General features: G+C 65.4%; 19 protein-coding genes and 2 tRNA genes. 6 read left to right on the top strand and 15 right to left on the bottom strand.

What is annotated here, in order from left to right:
- Positions 1-3 precede the first annotated feature (3 nt).
- The 3 genes from ACO05N_RS03150 (at position 4) to ACO05N_RS03140 (ending at position 2,493) form a co-directional block, all read left to right on the top strand.
- Entirely contained in the window at positions 4-1,398 is a 1,395-nt protein-coding gene (locus tag ACO05N_RS03150; protein WP_422055739.1) for an AAA family ATPase, read from the top strand.
- Between the two features lie 73 nt (positions 1,399-1,471).
- Complete coding sequence (locus tag ACO05N_RS03145; protein ID WP_422055738.1) at positions 1,472-1,786, top strand: LysR family transcriptional regulator; 315 nt, start codon at positions 1,472-1,474, stop codon at positions 1,784-1,786.
- Between the two features lie 383 nt (positions 1,787-2,169).
- A complete protein-coding gene (locus tag ACO05N_RS03140; protein WP_422055737.1) occupies positions 2,170-2,493 on the top strand; it encodes a DUF6916 family protein in 324 nt (107 codons plus the stop codon).
- Between the two features lie 7 nt (positions 2,494-2,500).
- Here the strand turns inward: ACO05N_RS03140 and ACO05N_RS03135 are convergent, their stop codons facing one another.
- Genes ACO05N_RS03135 through ACO05N_RS03115 form a run of 5 tightly spaced genes read right to left on the bottom strand, consistent with a single transcriptional unit; the run spans position 2,501 to position 7,321 of the window.
- Positions 2,501-4,108 (bottom strand): phytoene desaturase family protein, encoded by a 1,608-nt coding sequence (locus tag ACO05N_RS03135; protein ID WP_422055736.1) that lies wholly within the window; start codon positions 4,106-4,108, stop codon positions 2,501-2,503.
- The gene (fghA, locus tag ACO05N_RS03130) at positions 4,105-4,947 is read right to left on the bottom strand and encodes an S-formylglutathione hydrolase (RefSeq protein ID WP_422055735.1); all 843 of its coding nucleotides are present in this window, start codon (positions 4,945-4,947) and stop codon (positions 4,105-4,107) included. Before fghA ends, ACO05N_RS03135 begins: the two co-directional genes overlap by 4 nt.
- Positions 4,944-5,789: a formyltetrahydrofolate deformylase gene (purU, locus tag ACO05N_RS03125; RefSeq protein WP_422058693.1), complete on the bottom strand. Its 846-nt coding sequence runs from the start codon at positions 5,787-5,789 to the stop codon at positions 4,944-4,946. Before purU ends, fghA begins: the two co-directional genes overlap by 4 nt.
- Before the next feature lie 11 nt (positions 5,790-5,800).
- The gene (locus ACO05N_RS03120; RefSeq protein WP_422055734.1) at positions 5,801-6,184 is read right to left on the bottom strand and encodes a VOC family protein; all 384 of its coding nucleotides are present in this window, start codon (positions 6,182-6,184) and stop codon (positions 5,801-5,803) included.
- Positions 6,185-6,208: 24 nt separating this feature from the next.
- Positions 6,209-7,321: an S-(hydroxymethyl)glutathione dehydrogenase/class III alcohol dehydrogenase gene (locus ACO05N_RS03115; RefSeq protein ID WP_422055733.1), complete on the bottom strand. Its 1,113-nt coding sequence runs from the start codon at positions 7,319-7,321 to the stop codon at positions 6,209-6,211.
- 113 nt (positions 7,322-7,434) lie between these two features.
- Here ACO05N_RS03115 and ACO05N_RS03110 point away from each other — a divergent pair, with 113 nt between their 5' ends.
- Positions 7,435-9,129, top strand: a complete 1,695-nt coding sequence (locus tag ACO05N_RS03110) for an ABC transporter ATP-binding protein (protein WP_422055732.1) — start codon at positions 7,435-7,437, stop codon at positions 9,127-9,129.
- Here ACO05N_RS03110 and ACO05N_RS03105 read toward each other — a convergent pair.
- Positions 9,126-9,749, bottom strand: coding sequence for a DNA-3-methyladenine glycosylase family protein (locus ACO05N_RS03105; RefSeq protein WP_422055731.1), 624 nt, complete (start codon positions 9,747-9,749; stop codon positions 9,126-9,128). The two genes, ACO05N_RS03110 and ACO05N_RS03105, sit on opposite strands and share 4 nt — an antisense overlap.
- Positions 9,750-9,812: 63 nt before the next feature.
- Between ACO05N_RS03105 and ACO05N_RS03100 the strand changes: the two genes are divergently transcribed.
- On the top strand, positions 9,813-10,130 hold the full coding sequence (locus tag ACO05N_RS03100; RefSeq protein WP_066682426.1) for a 2Fe-2S iron-sulfur cluster-binding protein: 318 nt from the start codon (positions 9,813-9,815) through the stop codon (positions 10,128-10,130).
- Positions 10,131-10,151: 21 nt separating this feature from the next.
- On the opposite strand, the gene ACO05N_RS03095 is transcribed toward ACO05N_RS03100, so the two are convergent.
- Both ACO05N_RS03095 and rlmB read right to left on the bottom strand, forming a co-directional pair.
- Positions 10,152-10,925, bottom strand: a complete 774-nt coding sequence (locus tag ACO05N_RS03095; protein WP_422055730.1) for a hypothetical protein — start codon at positions 10,923-10,925, stop codon at positions 10,152-10,154.
- Positions 10,926-10,957: 32 nt separating this feature from the next.
- A complete protein-coding gene (gene rlmB, locus ACO05N_RS03090; RefSeq protein ID WP_422055729.1) occupies positions 10,958-11,716 on the bottom strand; it encodes a 23S rRNA (guanosine(2251)-2'-O)-methyltransferase RlmB in 759 nt (252 codons plus the stop codon).
- Between the two features lie 94 nt (positions 11,717-11,810).
- Here rlmB and ACO05N_RS03085 point away from each other — a divergent pair.
- Positions 11,811-11,897 (top strand) — tRNA-Tyr (locus tag ACO05N_RS03085).
- A gap of 18 nt (positions 11,898-11,915) precedes the next feature.
- Here ACO05N_RS03085 and ACO05N_RS03080 read toward each other — a convergent pair.
- The 7 genes from ACO05N_RS03080 to lnt all read right to left on the bottom strand — a co-directional run bounded on the left by ACO05N_RS03080 (position 11,916) and on the right by lnt (position 18,030).
- Positions 11,916-12,140, bottom strand: coding sequence for a hypothetical protein (locus ACO05N_RS03080; protein ID WP_422055728.1), 225 nt, complete (start codon positions 12,138-12,140; stop codon positions 11,916-11,918).
- Positions 12,141-12,225: 85 nt separating this feature from the next.
- Positions 12,226-12,299: transfer RNA gene (locus ACO05N_RS03075), tRNA-Gly, on the bottom strand.
- Positions 12,300-12,391: 92 nt separating this feature from the next.
- Positions 12,392-13,072: a tRNA (guanine(46)-N(7))-methyltransferase TrmB gene (gene trmB / locus ACO05N_RS03070; RefSeq protein WP_422055727.1), complete on the bottom strand. Its 681-nt coding sequence runs from the start codon at positions 13,070-13,072 to the stop codon at positions 12,392-12,394.
- Between the two features lie 79 nt (positions 13,073-13,151).
- The gene (locus ACO05N_RS03065) at positions 13,152-13,904 is read right to left on the bottom strand and encodes an EAL domain-containing protein (RefSeq protein ID WP_422055726.1); all 753 of its coding nucleotides are present in this window, start codon (positions 13,902-13,904) and stop codon (positions 13,152-13,154) included.
- An 87-nt stretch (positions 13,905-13,991) separates the two neighbouring features.
- A complete protein-coding gene (locus ACO05N_RS03060) occupies positions 13,992-15,053 on the bottom strand; it encodes a hypothetical protein (protein WP_422055725.1) in 1,062 nt (353 codons plus the stop codon).
- A gap of 120 nt (positions 15,054-15,173) precedes the next feature.
- Positions 15,174-16,382, bottom strand: coding sequence for a methionine adenosyltransferase (gene metK, locus ACO05N_RS03055; RefSeq protein ID WP_422055724.1), 1,209 nt, complete (start codon positions 16,380-16,382; stop codon positions 15,174-15,176).
- Between the two features lie 85 nt (positions 16,383-16,467).
- A complete protein-coding gene (lnt, locus tag ACO05N_RS03050; RefSeq protein WP_422055723.1) occupies positions 16,468-18,030 on the bottom strand; it encodes an apolipoprotein N-acyltransferase in 1,563 nt (520 codons plus the stop codon).
- Positions 18,031-18,039 lie beyond the last annotated feature (9 nt).

Genomic DNA, 18,039 nt, shown 5'->3' with positions numbered 1-18,039 from the left:
GCATTGCCTACTGCCCAAGAAGTATTTCCCATCGTCGGGAAGCCAACTGTAACATATGTCGCGCAGGAAAGCGGAAATGTTGAGAAAAGGCTTCGGGATGCGACACAATCAAGGGGGCAGCTGTGCTTGCTAACCGGGCCGAGTAAGCTCGGGAAGACCACGCTTTACAAGCGAGTGCTGTCCGAACTCAAAAGGCAGCCTGTCGTTATTCGTTGCACCGAGGGATTAGATGCTCGAAATTTTTGGGCTTCCGCGCTGGAAGATTTAAATTTTGAACAGATTCAGGAGCGGTCGAAAGGGAGCGCGGGAGAGGTTTCATTTGAACTTTCTGCTAGCGGGGAGTTTGGTTGGGGGTGGCTTGCAAAGATCATTCCGTCCGTAAAGCTGGCTGGAACCGAGAAATCGGAAGAGTCTTTTCGTTATGCCGTCATTAAGTCAGATATTTCTGCGAAGCACTTAATTCCCGTCTTAAGAACGCTGCCTGTTTTGCTTGTCGTAGAAGATTTTCACTATCTTTCGGATGCCGTTAAGAGAGAAATATTTCAGCAGTGGAAGGCATTTGTAGATGAAGAGGTCAGTGTGCTTGTCGTAAGCACCACTCACCATGCTTCTGATATTGCAAGGTCAAACCCAGATCTTCGTGGGCGGACGCGTCATATAGAGTTGGATAAGTGGAATCTCTCTGATCTTTCGCTTATTCCCAAGCGCGGTTTTGAAGTTCTCGGTGTAAAGAGCAGTGTTCCATTTAGAAATATGATCGCAAACGAATCTTGCGGACTGCCGATTGTTGCACAGCAAATATGTCAGACTTTTGCGCTGGGCTTGGATTTGAGTCCGTCTTCGTTGGATCGACGGCGAGATTACCAACCCGCACATTTGCATGCGGCTTTCGTAAAGGTGATGGAGCTATTTTACTCCGATTATGAACGGGATTATGAACGACTCTTGGCTGGGCCAAGGAGTGGATCTCGAAAATACGATACCTATGGAGCCATACTAGGAGCATTCGCTCTTGAGCCATTGGAGTTTTCGCTACGTAAGCACGAGCTAGTCGGGAGAGTTCAAGAGTTGTCAGAAGACGAAAAAATCCCGTTAGCCTCCATTAATTCATCTTTGACAGCTCTCGCCGGTCACCAGCGGCGTATGGGAGTGAATTTACTTGAATGGCAGGCCGCACAAGACATGTTGCATATTACCGAGCCTACCTTTCTCTTCTTTCTTCGGCAGAAATTGAAGATTGTTGGTAGTGGTAATAAGGGCTTCTCGCTGAATCAAATCGTCCGGGAGTTTTTACAACACATCAAAGTTGACGTTGCGCTGCCGCGTGTTCGCGTACTGGAATCTGACGCTGAACCGACGCTACCATTCGATAAGCCGGACACATCCGAGCAGACGTGACGATCTGTTAGACCTTTCCTACACGAACCAAATAGGTCAACTGAATCGACTCCAGCCAACCGGAGTCGATCCGATGCCCGACCAACCCACCCCCGCCGCGCGTCCGCGCAGCAACTGGACCCCCGCCAAGCAACGCGTCTTCCTCACCGCGCTCGTCGAAACGGGCAGCGTCGCGCGGGCGGCCCGCGCCGCTGGCATGTCGCGGTCCAGCGCGCATGCGCTGCGCAACCGCCTGACCGGCACGCCGTTCGACCATCACTGGAGCCACGCCCTCAAGCTCCACGCCGCGCGGCTCGCCGATCCCTTCGCGCCCGATCCGCTGGCGCCGCGTAAGGCACCCCGCGACTCGCCCGGTCGCGCGCCCGATGCGTCGGCGTCGCGTCCATGACCCAAGCCCGTCGCCTCGTCGCCACACCGCGTAGCGCCCGCGTCGCCCCGGTGTCGCGTGCGTGTCGCGCCACTGTCGCGTCGCAGGTGTCAGCCGGTCGCCTCGCGGTCGCTTCCCCGGCGATTCGTCCCACACCACGCCCCGGATCGTCAGCTTCGTCGGACAGCCCGTCCGCCACCCGCCCGCGAGCAGCCCGCCGGATGCGACAAACCGCATGGTTAATCTGCCGATCCGCAAAACCCCCGTCTTGTCGGCCTACCCACTTCACGCATAATCTGGCCAGTGTCCGGAGGGGTGAATCCGGCGTTCCACACTCTTTGGAGCCTTCAGGTCATGGCCTGCGCCGCGTTTTCACCCCCCGCCGATGCGGGCTGCCGTTTCTGATGTCCGGGACCCGTCCGCTGCTTTCGCTACCAAGTTCGATCGATGCCTGCGCCGCGATCGGCGACGTGTTCCTGGTCGGCGGCATTGTCGGCCCGGCGCATGAACTGACGCTGGAAGAGGTGCGGGCCGAGCGGCCGCGCACCAGCTCGACCGCGTGGCGCATGCCCTATTCCATGTATCTGCGCGGCCCCGCCGGCACCGCGTTGCCGCAGGGGCTCTACTGGCTCTCGCACCCCAGCTTCGGCCGCATGTGCCTGTTCCTGGTCCCGCGCAGCCGCGAACCGCTGACCGGCGCGGTGCGGTATGAGGCGGTGTTCGACTGAGGGGGACCTACTTCCGCAGCAACCTTCCGAACACGCTGCGGTCCTTCAGGATTTCCCGCGCCGCATTGTGCCCCGGCGCACCGGTCACCCCGCCGCCGGGATGGGTGCCCGCGCCGCACAGATACAGGCCGCTGATCGGGCTGCGATAATCGCCATGCCCCAGCACCGGCCGCGCCGCCCATAGCTGGTCGAGCGACATGCGGCCGTGGAAAATGTCGCCATCGACCAGCCCGAATTTACGTTCGAGGTCGGTGGGGGAGTGGATCTGGGTGGCGATGATCGAGTCGCGGAAATTGGGGGCGTGCTGCGTCACCGTGTCGATGATGTCGTCCGCCGCCGCCTCCCGCTCATCGTCCCAGCTGCGACCATTGGGCAAAATGGGGGCAAAGTGCTGGCAGAACAGGCTGGCGACATGGCAGCCCGGCGGGGCGAGGGTGGGATCGACAGTGGAGGGGATGGTCATCTCCACCACTGGCGCGTTGGAGCAGCCATAGCGGACCGCGTCCTCATGCGCCTTGTCCATGTAATCCATGGTCGGCGCGATGATGATGCCGCTGCGGAGATGCTCTTCGTCCTTGCCGGGAAGGACAGTGAAATCGGGAAGTTCGGACAGGGCGACGTTCATCCGGAAACTGCCCGATCCGGTCTTGAAGCCATTGATCCGCCACCGGAAATCGTCCGGCAAATCGGAAGGATCGACCAGGTGCCGGAACAGCAGGGCAGGGCCGACATTGGCGACCACCGTCTTCGCCGCAATCTCCTCTCCACTCGACAGCCGCACCCCGGCTGCGCGACCCTTGTCGGTCAGCACCCGGTCGACCGGTTCCTCCAGCCGGATCACCGCCCCGGCCTGTCCCGCCGCTTGGGCCATCATCCGGGTGATGCTACCCATCCCCCCGACCGGATGGCCCCACGCCCCCTTCTTGCCGTTCACCTCGCCGAACACATGGTGCAGCAAGACATAGGCCGATCCGGGAGCCGACGGCCCGGCATAATTGCCGACCACCGAATCAAAGGCGAAGGCGGCTTTCACGTGATCATTCTCGAACCATTGGTCGAGAAACTCGCGCGCCGACTGGACGAACAGCGCCAGCGCATCCCGCTGCCCCTCGATCGGCAGCGCCGCGACCTGCCGCCCCTGAGCCGCCGCAGCCAGCAGCGCCGCGACCCCGCCACCGGCATTGGGTGGCGTCTTCAGCGCCATGCTCCGCAACAGGTCCGCCACCCGTTCCAGCGCCGCCTCATAACCGTCCAGCGCCGCAGCGTCCCTGGCGGAGAAGCGGGCGAACTCGGCGCGGGTCCGCTCCGCCCCGCCGCCCAGCTTCAGATAATCGCCGTCGAGCGGAAAGAAGTTCGACACCGGCCGCTCGATCACCCGATAGCCGCGCTCGACCAGCTTCATGTCGGCCATGACCTTGGGCTGGAGCAGGCTGACGGTGTAGCTGGCGGCAGAGTTACGAAAGCCGGGGTGGAACTCCTCGGTCACCGCCGCCCCGCCGACCACGTCCCGCCGCTCGACCACACAGACCTTCAGGCCGGCCCGGGCAAGATAGAAGGCGCAGGTCAGCCCGTTATGCCCCGCCCCGATGACGACCGCGTCGAACCGCTGCGTCACCGTTTCAGCCGCTCGGCATGCCAGGCGACATGGTCGGCCATGAAGCTGGAGATAAAGTAATAGCTATGGTCATACCCCGGCTGCATCCGCAGTTGGAGGTCGATGCCGGCGGTTCGGCATGCCCCCGCCAACAGCTCCGGCTTCAACTGCTCGGTCAGGAAGGCGTCAGCGTCTCCCTGATCGACCAGCAATTCGGGCAGCCGCGCCCCATCCTCGATCAGGGCCACCGCATCGTGCAACCGCCACGCCGCTCGGTCCTGTCCCAGATAGCCGCCCAACGCCTTCTCACCCCAGGGGCATTGCGCCGGCGCGACGATCGGCGCGAAGGCGCTGACCGAGCGGAAACGATCCGGGTTGCGCAGGGCGATGGTGAGCGCGCCATGGCCGCCCATCGAATGGCCGGTGATCCCTTGCCGCGCCAGGTCCGCCATCGGAAATTCCCGCAGGATCAGCCCGGGCAGCTCGTCCTCGACATAGGACCGCATCCGGAAATTCGCGCCCCAGGGTTCTTCGGTCGCATCGACATAGAAGCCCGCGCCCTTGCCGAAATCATAGGCCTCATCATCCGGCACATCATCGCCCCGCGGCGAGGTGTCGGGGGCGATGAAGATCACCCCCTGTTCGGCACAGGCGGCGCGATACTCGCCCTTTTCGGTGACATTGGCATGGGTGCATGTGAGGCCGGAAAGGTACCACAGCACCGGCAGCTGCGCCCCCTCCGCATGGTCGGGCACGAATACCGAAAAGGTCATCGGCGTGCCGGTCGCGGTGGATTGATGGCGATAGACGCCTTGCATCCCGCCATGCGCCCGATTGGTCGAAACCGTCTCCACACTCATCTGAATACCACCGTTCGTTGGCCATTGAGGAACACCCGCCGCGCCCCGATCGCATCGACCGCGCGGGCGAGAACCTGTGCCTCGATATCGCGGCCGATGCGGATCAGGTCGTCGACGCTGTCCCGATGGTCGACCCGCTCGACCGCCTGTTCGATGATCGGCCCCTCGTCGAGGTCGCTGGTGACGAAATGCGCGGTCGCGCCGATCAGTTTCACGCCACGGTCGTGGGCGCGGTGATAGGGCTTGGCGCCCTTGAACCCGGGCAGGAAGCTGTGATGGATGTTGATGCAGCGCCCCGCCAGCCGGTCGGCGAATTCGGGCGTCAGCACCTGCATGTAGCGGGCGAGCACCAGATACGGCGCGCCGGCCGCCTCCATCACCGCCTCGATCGCACGTTCCTGGTCGGCATTGCCGCCGGGTTCGACGGGCAGATGATGGTACGGCACGCCATGCCATTCGGTCAGGTCGCGCAGCTTTTCATGGTTCGACACCACCGCCGCGATCCGGGCAGACAATGTCCCCGCCTGTTGCCGGTGCAACAGGTCGTTCAGGCAGTGCGACCCCTTCGACACCGCGACCACCAGCGCTGGCTTCTCGTCCGCCGCCGACAGCCCCCAGTCCAGCTCGAACCGCTCCGCGACGGGCGTGAAGGCCGCGACCAAAGCGGCGCGATCCGCCGGAAAGCGCGGCCCTCCGGCGGTGAATACCACCCGCATGAAAAAGCGGCCGGTCTCCAGATCGGCATATTGCTGGCTGTCCAGGATGAACCCGTCCTGCTCCGCCAGGAAACCGCTGACCCCCGCGACGATCCCGACGCGGTCGGCACAGGTCAGCGTGAGGATCCAGCCCGCGCTCACTTCGGGACGCGATACATCGCGCAGACCTTGTTCCCCGCCGGATCGCGCAGATAGGCGAGGTAGAGCGCGCCGAAGGCATTTTCGCGGATGCCGGGCGGGTCTTCGATCGCGGTGCCGCCATGGGCAAGGCCGGCGGCGTGCCAGGCGTCGACCATCTCCGGGCTGGTCGCGGCAAAGCCGACCGTGCCGCCATTGGCGTGACAGGCGGGCTGGCCGTCCAGCGGCTTGCTCAGCATGAAGATGCCGCCATTGTGCATGTAGAAGGCGCGGCCCTTGGGATCGACGCTCCCGGCCCGCGCACCCAATGCGCCCAGCGTTGCATCGTAAAATGCCTTGGACGCATCGATATCGTTCGCGCCGAGCATAATGTGGCTGAACATGGCTTCCTCTCCCCTGTTATGATTTCAGAACACGACGACGCTGCGGATGCTTTCCCCCGCATGCATCAGGTCGAACCCCTTGTTGATGTCCTCCAGCCCCATGACATGGGTGATCATCGGGTCGATCTCGATCTTGCCGGTCATGTACATGTCGACGATCTTGGGCACGTCGGTCCGGCCCTTTGCCCCGCCGAACGCGGTGCCGCGCCAGTTGCGACCGGTGACCAGTTGGAACGGGCGCGTGGCGATTTCCTTGCCCGCCTCGGCTACGCCGATGATGATGCTGGTGCCCCAGCCGCGATGGCATGCCTCCAGCGCGATGCGCATGACGTCCGTGTTGCCGGTCGCATCGAACGTATAGTCGGCGCCGCCGTCGGTCATCGCGACGATCCGCGCCACCACATCCTCGCGGCTCATGCCGCGCGAATTGAGGAAGTCGGTCATGCCGAACTTGCGCCCCCATTCCTCGCGATCGGGGTTGATGTCGACGCCGATGATCTGGTTCGCCCCGGCCAGCCGCGCGCCCTGAATGACGTTGAGGCCGATGCCGCCAAGGCCGAACACCACGACATTGTCGCCGACCTGCACCTTGGCCGTGTTGATGACCGCGCCGACCCCGGTGGTGACGCCGCAGCCGATATAGCAGCTGGTCTGGAACGGCGCGTCCTCGCGGATCTTGGCGACCGCGATCTCGGGCAGCACGGTGAAGTTCGAGAAGGTCGAACAGCCCATGTAGTGATAGATCGGCTGACCCTTGTAGCTGAAGCGCGTGGTGCCGTCGGGCATCAGCCCCTTGCCCTGGGTTGCGCGGATCGCGGTGCACAAATTGGTCTTGCCGCTGAGGCACGACTTACACTGGCGGCATTCGGGGGTGTAGAGCGGGATGACATGGTCGCCCGGCGTCACGCTGGTCACGCCCGCGCCAACCTCGCGGACCACCCCCGCGCCTTCATGCCCCAGCACGCTCGGGAAGATCCCCTCGCTGTCGAACCCGTCCAGCGTATAGGCGTCGGTATGGCAGATGCCGGTCGCCATGATCTCGACCAGCACTTCCCCGGCTTTCGGCCCCTCCAGATCCAGCTCGACAATCTCGAGCGGCTTCTTGGCCTCGAATGCGACGGCGGCGCGGGTCTTCATGGGTCTTCATCTCCGGTTGGCTCCCCCCCTATTGGCGCAGCGCAGCGTCGGTTTCCAGCCCGTGCCGCGCAAAGTCGGTTGCCCTTTGCGCAAAGCACGGCACAAGCACCGGCATGAGCGTTTCCGCACCGCCCACCGCTGCCTCTGCCGGACGGCAGGCGATCGCCTTCGCTGTCAGCCTGGTCCGTCAGGCCGGGCGCAGCGGTGCGGTGGCGCTCGCCTGGGTCGCGGCGGGCGCGATGATGGAAGGGCTGGGGCTCGCACTGCTGGTTCCCCTGATCGGGCTGATCGTCGCGCCAGGGGACGCGCTGGCCTGGCTGCCCGGCTGGCTGGGCAGCGATACCAACTCGCGGCTCGCTGCGCTGATCGCGGTCTTCGTGGCGGTGATGGTGGTGCGCGCGCTGGTGCTGCGCAAGCGCGACATGACGCTGTTCGACGCGCAGATGGCCTATACGCTCGATCTGCGGGGCAAGGTGGTCAACACGCTGGCGTCGGCGTCGTGGGAACGGCTGGCCGGTGTCGAGCACGCCCGGATCACCAGCCTGCTGACCAGCGATATCGGGCGGATCGGCGTCGCGGCACACTATATCTCGATGTCGCTGGTGGCGGTCGCGATGCTGGTCATCCAGCTTGTCGTGGCGCTGACGCTGGCGCCGCTGTTTGCGATCGCGGCGCTGGGCGGTCTCGGCTTGCTCGCCCTGCTGGTCAACCGCCGCAGCGGCGACAGCGCTGCGCTCGGCGCGCGCATGGTCGACAAGAACCGCGCGCTGATGGGCAGCGCGACCTCGTTCCTGAGCGGACTGAAGGCGTCGGCAGCGCAGGACGCCAGCCTCGGCTTCGCGGCCGAATTCGACGCGGCCCAGCGCGCAGCGGCGGGGGAGCAGCGCGGCTTCATGGTCGCCCAGTCCACCGCCCGCACCTGGTTCGGCATCGGCACGGCCTTTGCCGCGGCCGGGGTGCTGACCGGCGGCTTGCTGTTGCAGGTGTCGCCGACCACCCTTGTCATGCTCGCGCTGATCTTCTCGCGCATGGCCCCACTGGCGATGCAGCTGCAGCAATCGGCGCAGCAGCTGCTCCACCTCGGCGCCAGCTATGGCGCGGTACAGACGGCGCTGTCCGAACTTGGCGACGCGCAGTTCGCGCGCAGCGGCGCGGTTGATTTGCCGCCGGGTCCGATCGGGCTCGCCTCGGTGAGCTATCGCCATCCTTCGGGTGCGGGGCTCGCCGACGTCTCGCTGGAGATCGGCCAGGGCGAACTGGTCGGCATCGCCGGCCCTTCGGGCGGCGGCAAGACCACACTCATCGATCTGATCTCAGGCCTGCTCGTCCCGCAATCGGGGACGGTAACCGTTGGCGGCGTGGTGCTCCCGCCCGGCGGCTGGGGCGCGGCAATCGGCTATGTGCCGCAGGACGCGTTCCTGTTTCACGACAGCGTCCGTCGTAACCTCGACTGGGGCGACACGGGCATCGACGACGCGATGCTGATGGAGGCGCTGGCCATCGCCGGCGCGGCAGAGCGGGTCGCCGCCATGCCGCGCGGCCTCGACACGATCATCGGTGAGCGCGGCGCGCTCCTGTCCGGGGGCGAGCGTCAGCGGCTGGCGATTGCGCGCGCGATCCTGCGTCGCCCCCGGCTGCTGGTGCTCGATGAGGCTACCGCCGCGCTCGATCCCGCGAGCGAGGCGGCGGTGCTGGACCGCCTCGCCGCGCTCGAACCGCGCCCGACGATCCTGATCGTCGCGCACCGCATGGAAACCCTGTCCCGCTGCCCGCGCGCGCTGCAGGTCGAGGGCGGAAAGCTCATCTAGATCGCGGCCATATCCGCCTTGTAATGGTGCCACGCCAGGATCGCGGCGGCACCGCGATGCGGGCGCCAGGCTTCGGCGATCTCACGGGTCAGCTTTTCCGACGGGCGCTCCTCATGGCCCATGATCCGTCCGACCTCGATCTGCACGGCCAGGTCGCCAGCGGGCCAGATGTCGCGGCGCCCCTCGGCGAACAGCAGGTAGATTTCCGCCGACCAGCGGCCGATCCCCTTGACCCGCACCAGCTGTGCGATCGCCGCCTCGTCATCGGCGGGCAGGGCGGTCAGGTCGAGCCGCCCGCTCGACACCTCTTCGGCCAAGCTCTTGGCATAGCTTGCCTTTTGCCGCGACAGGCCGGCGGCGCGCAGGGCCTCGTCGCTCGCGGCGGCAACGATATCGGGTTGAGTCAGGTCGCCGACCCCGGCCGCGAGCTTGTTCCAGATCGACGCCGCCGCCGCGACGCTGACCTGCTGCCCGACGATCGTGCGCAGCAGCGTTTCATAGCCCGGCTCGCGGATACGCGGCTCGGGATAGCCCACGCGCGCGACCGCTGCGGCGATCAGCGGTTCGAGCGCGGCGATCGCATCGAGCGACTCGCGCAGCTGGTCGGCGGTCAGGCCCATGTTTCGAATCCTTGAAAGCCGCGCCATTCCTCGGCATGGGCACGGTACACGGAGGAGAAAGCCATGCCCAAACTTATCGTCGTCACCCGCGCAGGAGAAGAACGCGAAGTTGAAGGCGAGGTGGGCCTGAGCGTCATGGAAGTGATCCGGGACAACGGGTTCGACGAATTGCTCGCCCTCTGCGGCGGCTGCTGCTCGTGCGCGACCTGCCACATCCATGTCGACCCGGAATTTGCGGCCAAACTCCCGCCGATGAGCGAGGACGAGAACGACCTGCTCGACAGCTCTTCCGACCGCACCGATACGTCGCGCCTGTCCTGCCAGATCCAGTTCACGTCCGCGCTGGACGGGCTGAAGGTCACGATCGCAGCCGAGGACTGAAGCGGTCGCGCCGCGATCCGATCAGGATTTCGGCGCGAGCTTCAGCACCGCCATCGGCGCGTCCTTGGTCAGCGGGGTTGCCTTCCAGGTGATGGTGCGGCGATTGCCTGCGGCTTTCGCGCCGTCCTCGTTATTCTGGCTGACCAACTCGCCATCCGTGACCAGGGTGAAGGTACCGTCGAGCTTGGCGTTGGCTGCGTCCGACTTGCCCTTGGCCGCCGAGTCGCTGTCGCCAAAAGCCGGCGCCTTGACCCGCACCACGTCTGGCCCGCGCAGTTCGACGACGACGAAGGGGAAGATCACCTCGGCATCGACGTTGAAAGGCCAAAGGAAATTGTGGGTCAGCGTGCCGCTGATCTGATAGTCGATCATGAACACACCGTCGCCCTTGTACACGACCGAGCGATAGCCCGCTTCCTTGGTCAGGGCCTCGGCAATCGCCTTGAACTTCGCTTCCTTCTTTGCTGCCTCCTCGGCATCGTCCTTGGCGCTGTCCCCATCCTCGTCGGCGGGGGTGTCCTCTTCCGCCTGCCAGGCGGCGTCGCGAAGCCAGGCGGTCGTCGTCGTCTTCTTCTTGTCGTCCTCGTCACCCAGCCCCTTGAACGCGTCGCCCATGCCCTTGGCCATCTCGCTCGCGAGATCGACCGCGATCACTTCACCCTGATAGCTGAAGGTGAAGCTGCGATCCGCCAGGATGGTGAGCGTCGAGGTGAACTTGCCGGGGCTGAACGCGCATCCGACCAGCAGCACCGGGGCCAGAATTGCCAGCGCAACTCCCTTGAACCGGTCGAACATGCGTCATTTCCCCGTTGGCGCACCCATCCGGGTCAGCGCGAGATAGCTGCGTACAGCGCGATGGCGGCCGCATTGGATACGTTGAGGCTTTCGACTCGCGGCGAAATCGGCAGGCGCGCCAGTTCGTCGCAATGCGCCGCGGTATTGTGGCGCATGCCCTCGCCCTCGGCGCCCAGCACCAATGCCGGGCGCGTGTCGCCCATCACTTCGCCGAGCGTGCCCTTGGCCTCGCCCGCCAGGCCGATTCGCCAGAAGCCTGCCTCGCCAATCTCGTCCAGCGAACGCGCGAGGTTCACCACCCGAACCCATGGCACCAGTTCCAGCGCGCCCGATGCCGCCCGCGCCAGCGAACCCGATTCGAGCGGGGCGTGGCGGTCCTGCGTCACGATGCCGAGTGCGTCGAAGGCAGCGGCCGACCGCAGGATCGCGCCGACATTGTGCGGATCGGTGACATGGTCCAGCACCAGCAACGGACGACGATCGTTCGCGCCCTGCTCCAGCAGGTCGCCGAGCCAGATTTCCTCAAGCGGATCGACCTCGATCACGATTCCCTGATGTGGCGCGTCCGACGGGACCATCCGCGCGAGATCGGCGACATCGGCATAGGTGATCGGCAGCACCGGCGGCAGCTCCAGCGCCGCCAGCGCCTCGCGCGTCCCCCACACCTTGCGCACGCGGCGTTCGGGATTGGCCAGTGCCGCCGTCACGGCATGGCGGCCCCAGAAACGGGGGCGGTTGTTGCTGCCCATATTGCCCGATGGCCGCTGGCCGCGGCGAAGTCCCTTGCTCATCCTGAAACGCTAGGCGGCACAATTCGGCTGCGCAAGGCGTTGACAGCGCCGCATCGCTTCGGCATTGGCGCGCACTCGCTTCGGCGTGCCGCATGGAAGGGTGGCCGAGTGGTTAAAGGCAGCAGACTGTAAATCTGCCCGGGTTTCCCGTACACTGGTTCGAATCCAGTCCCTTCCACCACCTCCCCCGGTCGGGCGATCAGATCGGGTCGTCATTGGGCTGGTGGGTGAGGCGCCGGACATGCGACCGCATCATGAGCCAGTCCCATACGCGTTGCCGGGCAAGTCTGCGCACCCGCCGTTGCTCGCGCCGCTTGCGCCGATGTCGGGCGCGCCAGGCGAGCACGACTATGAACGCCGCCAGCGCCGCAACGAGCGCGAGCAGACCGGCGTTGGACGAGATCAAATCCCGAAATTTCGTCATAGGTAAGATTCCCCCGAATCGCGGTCGCGGTTATCGCGCTACCAACTCGACGTAAATCCGCACATTTACCGAATCATTTCGCGGCTGGAGCGGGTAGCGGGAATCGAACCCGCGTATTCAGCTTGGAAGGCTGCTGCACTACCATTGTGCTATACCCGCCCGCTCTGGCCGCATGGCCGCAGGGCCTCGCGCGGGTGACCCGAGCGAGAGCGCGCACTGCCACGACTGGGCGCCGTCGGTCAAGCGTGCGCTCAGACCCGCAGGTAGCGGAAGTACCATACCTCATGGCCCTGCCGCCGCGCCTTGCGTTCGTAGCGCGTTTCCGGCCAGTCGTCGGGGCGATTCAGGAAATCCTTCGCTTCGCGCGCCTGCCACGCGAAATCGCGGCGCTGGTTCATCACCATCATCGACCAGCGGCAATACGTGGGGTCGTCGGTGCCCAGCCGGAATTCCGCGCCAGGCTTCAGCTTTGCTGCGATCAGGTCGAGCGGTCCGTGATTGACCATCCGGCGCTTGGCATGGCGCGCCTTTCGCCAGGGATCGGGGTGGAGCAGATAGACGCGGTCTAGACTGGCGTCGGGCAGGCGCTCGATCACGTCCAGCGCATCGCCCATGTGCAGCCGGACATTGGCCAGCCCGCCATCGCGGAGATGGCCGAGCGCGCCAACCACGCCGTTGAGGAAGGGTTCGCAGCCGATAAATCCATGGTCGGGGCGCATCGCCGCCTGTCCCGCGAGATGCTCGCCCGCCCCGAACCCGATCTCGACCTCCAGCGGGCGGTTGTCACCGAACAGCCGCATCGCGTCGATCGGTCCTTCGGCGGGAACAGCAACCCGGGGCAGCCCTTCGTCGACCAGCGCCTGCTGACCGGCGCGCAGCTTGTGCCCCTTGGCGCGGCCATAGAGGCGGCGGATCGTGCTCGGATCGTTCATCGCGAGCCCCTTGGCGCAGCCGGTGCGGCGGAGCAAGATGTGAGCTGCATCGGACGCGCCGTGCCACCCGGCCGCCGGCTCAGGAGGCGGGGCGTAATCTCGGCTGTTCCAGCACGCCGATCTGCGGTCGCGCGATATAATATCCCTGGAAGTAACGCACGCCGAGCGCGAGCAGCTTGTCATAATCGGCGCGGGTTTCGACGCCCTCGGCAATCAGTCGCACCGCGCGCAGCCGGGCCATCTCGATCATCTTTTCGACCAGCAACCGGCGCGACCAGCTGGTCGACAGGCCGCGGATGAGGACGGGATCGAGCTTGATCGCATCGGGTGTGAAGCGCGAGAGCAGCGCCAGCCCGACATCGCCCGATCCGAAATCGTCGAACGCGGTCTGCATGTGCATCTTGCGGTGCGCCTCGATCGTCTCGGCCATGCGGCACCCGTCGAGCCGGTCATGCTCGGCGAATTCGAACATCAGCCGTTCGGGCGGCAGACCGGTTTCCTTGGCGACGCGCATCGTCCGCTCGCTATCGGCAAAGGGATCGGTGATTACATCCGGGAAGAAGTTGATCGAGAGCAGCGCGGGGACCTTGAGAATGCCCGCCGCCACCGCCTGTTTGATCGCGGCGACGCGGCATTGCTGGTCGAACGCATAGCGATCTTCGGGCTTGATCGAATCGATCACCGCACGCGCGGTTTCGCCATTGGGTCCGCGCACCAATGCCTCATAGGCATAGACTTCGCCCAGCCGCGCGTCCCAGACCGGCTGGAACGCCATGGTCAGGTTGAAATCCGGCTCGACCGGGGCCGGGGCAAGGGTCGTCACAGTCTGCATCAGCGTCTCCACCCGATCCTTTTAGGACGGGCGGGCGGCGGATGGTTAACCGCACTAGGGATTTTTGCGTAGCGGCTGTGGAAAGGGCTATTTCATCGCATCGGAGTCGATGCTGATCTGGCGGTCGCCCCAGGTCGCCGCGCTCGATGTCGGGCGCTCCTTGAGGATCGCGTCGGCCTGCGCGGGGAGCGGCAGGCGGTCCCGCGCGGCAAAGTTGTAGGTTCTGCCCGCGGTGAACAGGCTGACCGACCAGGTCGGGTCACCCTTGTCGTCCATCAGCGCCGACGCGACCGACGGCTGGGTCAGCAGCGCAATGCCCGAGTCGGACAGCGACTGCAGATAACGGTCGCGCGTCCCCGTGGGGCGATAGAGGCCGACCGGACTTTGCGCCGCGCGGTCCGCACACCAGGTCTGAGGCGTGGCCGGCGCGGTCTTCTGCGCCTTTTTCCGGCTGTCCGGATTGCCCGCCATCTGCGCCATGACCGCTTCGAGCAGCATGTTTGCGCCGTTGCTGGCGACCGGCTTGGCCGCGCCGTTCAGGGCAAGCGAGTCGGTGCAATCGGCGATTGCCGTCGCCCCGGGGGAGGCGGCGATGCGCTTGGGCCAGCCGAGCGCGGCGATGAGCTCGGCCGTGCGGCGCTGGAGCGAGGCGACTTCATGCGCGACCGAAGAGTAGCGAATCTTGACCAGCCAGTCGCCCATCGGGATGAGCGTGAGCGACGTGCTGCGCAGGTCGCTCCCGGTGATCGTCCAGCCAAGCTGCAACGCTGAGGCATTGGCCTGGCCCGGCGGGGTGAAGGCTGTGGGGGCACCCCAGGCGGTCTTGGTCCCGGTTTCCTTGCGCGTTTCCACGACCCGGCGCGACACGTCGAACCACAAAGGGATCGAGCCGGTCGTCAGGCGATAGACGTAGACCGACACTTCCTCGCTATCGTCCGCCGCGCGATAGTTGAACACCAGGTCCAGCTGCGGCGCGACGACCTCGCGCCCCTGGACGCGCTTCAGGCCGATCAGCGTCGGCGGGAAGCTGAATCCGCTATGCTTGTGCTTGAACGCCTGCCCGTCGCGCGCGGTGATCGGGGCGGGTTCCTGGCGGGCGAGCGCGGGGCACGCGAGCAGCATCATGGACAGGGCAAGCCGAACGATCATGCTGCGTCTCCGGAAATCTTGCCCGATTCTGCGCGTAAATCGCTGTGCTGCAAGCGAAAACAAAAAAGGGGCGATGGTCCGCAGACCATCGCCCCCTTGCTCACGTTGCCTGGCGCTGGATCAGGCCAGCGCGGCCTTCAGATCCTCGACCAGATCGGTGCGCTCCCACGGGAAGAAGTCGCCCTCGGGCTTGCGGCCGAAATGGCCATAGGCAGCGGTGCGCGCATAGATCGGCTTGTTGAGGCCGAGATGCGTGCGGATGCCACGCGGCGTCAGGCCGCCAAGCTTTTCGATCTTGCCGATCGCTTCCTCGATCTTGTCGTCACCGACGGTGCCGGTGCCGTGCGTGTCGACATAGAGTGACAGCGGCTTGCTCACGCCGATTGCATACGCCAGCTGGATCGTGCAGCGCTGGGCGAGGCCCGCCGCAACGATGTTCTTGGCGAGGTAGCGGGTGATGTACGCCGCCGAACGATCGACCTTGGTCGGGTCCTTGCCGCTGAACGCGCCGCCGCCGTGCGGAGCCGCGCCGCCATAGGTGTCGACGATGATCTTGCGGCCGGTCAGGCCGGCATCGCCGTCCGGGCCGCCGATTTCGAAGCTGCCGGTCGGGTTGATGTGATATTCGGTCGCGTCGCTCAGCAGCTCGGCCGGGATCACATCGGCCACGACCTTCTTCACATAGGCCTTCAGCTCGGCTTCCTTCTCGCCCGCGTCATAGCCCTTGGCGTGCTGAGTCGAGACCACGATCGCGGTCGCGGCGACGGCCTTGCTGCCCTCGTAGCGCAGCGTGACCTGGCTCTTCGCGTCCGGCTCCAGGAACGGGGCCGCGCCCGAATGGCGGTCGGCGGCCATGCGCTCGAGGATCTTGTGGCTATAGTCGAGCGTCGCCGGCATCAGGTCCGGGGTGTCGTTCGCGGCATAGCCGAACATGATCCCCTGGTCGCCCGCGCCTTCGTCCTTGTTCTCGCCGGCATCGACGCCCTGCGCGATGTGCGCCGACTGGCCGTGCAGGTTGTTTTCGAAGCGTAGCGTCTCCCAGTGGAAACCATCCTGCTCATAGCCGATGCGCTTGACCGTATCGCGGACCGTCTTCTCGATCTCTTCCTTCGCGCCCGGTGCCCATTCGCCGTTCTCGTACACGCCCTTGCAGCGGATTTCGCCGGCGAGCACGACCAGCTGGGTGGTCGTCAGCGTTTCGCACGCGATGCGTGCTTCGGGGTCCTTCGACAGGAACAGGTCGACGATCGCGTCGGAAATCTGATCGGAAACCTTGTCGGGATGGCCTTCGGAAACCGATTCGGACGTAAAGAGATAAGTGGAACGCATGGTCTTCCTCAAGAAAAGTCAGGCCGTTGCCATGCCTGACGGGAAAATGGGCTTGATATAAAGCTTTCCTTATATGCCGCTCGCCCTAGCGAGCGAAGCGGCGGAAGGCAATGGCGATGGCAAGCAGCAGTGCCGCGACGAGCCCCGCCATGAGGTTGCCGATCCGCGCGAACAGCGTCGGGGGCAGAGCGTGGGGCATTGGTGCCTCTATCGCCCGCGCCTCACCCATGCCGGCGGCGGCGACGATCCGGCCGCGCGCGTCGATGATCGCGGAGATGCCGGTCGGGGTGGCGCGCAGGATCGGCAGTCCTTCCTCGATCGCGCGCATTCGCGCCTGCGCCAGATGTTGCGGTGGTCCCCACGCACCGAACCAGGCATCGTTGGACGGGTTGAACAGGATCGTGGGGCGGTTGGCGGCGTCGACCGTCTGGCCGGAGAAGATGATCTCGTAACAGATCTGCATGCCGACCGTGCCGAAGCCGGGGACGGTCATGGTCTGCGGACCGGGGCCGGGTTCGAAATCGATCTCGCCGGCGACCAGTCGCGACAGGCCGAGCGGTTCGAGGATGGTGCGCATCGGCAGATATTCGCCATAGGGCACGAGATGCGCCTTGTCGTAGCGACCGAGAATCGCACCGCTCGCGTCGATCGCGAACACCGAATTGGTCGCGGCGTCGAGCTTGTCGTCGCCCTTGAACAACAGGCCGTTGCCGCCGACCAGCGCGATATCCTTAGGCCCCAGCGTCTGGGCGATCATCCGGCGGACGGTGCGGGGATCATTCCTGGCGTACCAGGGGGCGGGATAGCCCTCTTCCAGCCAGTAATCGACCGTCCCCTCGGGCCAGACGATCAGGCGCGGGACCGGCCCGCCGGGCAGGATGGTGGCGGTGTCGTTGGACAGGCGGATCAGCTCGCTCAACGCCTTTTGCGCGTAGGTTCCGTCCAGCACGGTCTCCTGACCGACATTGGGCTGGAGCACGCGGACGATGGGGCGGGCGGGTTCATTGGCAGCGCGTGTGTGCTGAACCTCGATCCCGCTCAGTGCCAGAAGCGCGAGGGTGACCGCGACCGCGGCGGGAAAGCGCCAGTGCCGCTGGCTGGCGAGCAGCAGAGCGCCGGCGACGAGGACCGTCAGGCCCGAGAGCGCGTAGGTGCCGATCCAGCTCGCCGTCTGCGCCACTCCCGCCACCGGGAGCCAGATTACCCCGAGCGGGTTCCACGGGTAGCCGGTAAACAGCACGCTGCGCAGATACTCCGCGACGATCCACGCCGCGCCCGCGACCACGACGAAGGACAGGTCGAGTGTGCGCCGCTGCCCGAATCGCCACGCCAGCCCCATCGCCAGTGCCGGATAGATGGCGAGGTAGAGCGACAGCAGGACCACCGCGACATAGCCGAGCTCGGCCGGCATCCTGTCCTGATAGGTGAAGGCGTGCTGGATCCAGTTGTTGCCGACGGTGAAATGGCCAAGCCCGAACAGCCAGCCGCGCAACAGCGCCTGCTTCAGGCTCGGCGCCTCATGCGTCAGGCGCAGCAGGATGGCGAAGCAGACCAGCCCGACGACCCACCAATCGAGCGGGGCAAAGGCGGTGGCGGATATGGCGCCGGTCAGCAGCGCGATCAGGCGGGGACGGGGCAATACGGTCATCGCGCACCG

The sequence above is a fragment of the Sphingomonas sp. genome (assembly GCF_965227385.1).
Lineage (GTDB): Bacteria > Pseudomonadota > Alphaproteobacteria > Sphingomonadales > Sphingomonadaceae > Sphingomonas.
Note: the sequence above shows the minus strand (reverse complement) of the source record. Positions and strands in the feature narration are given on the sequence as shown.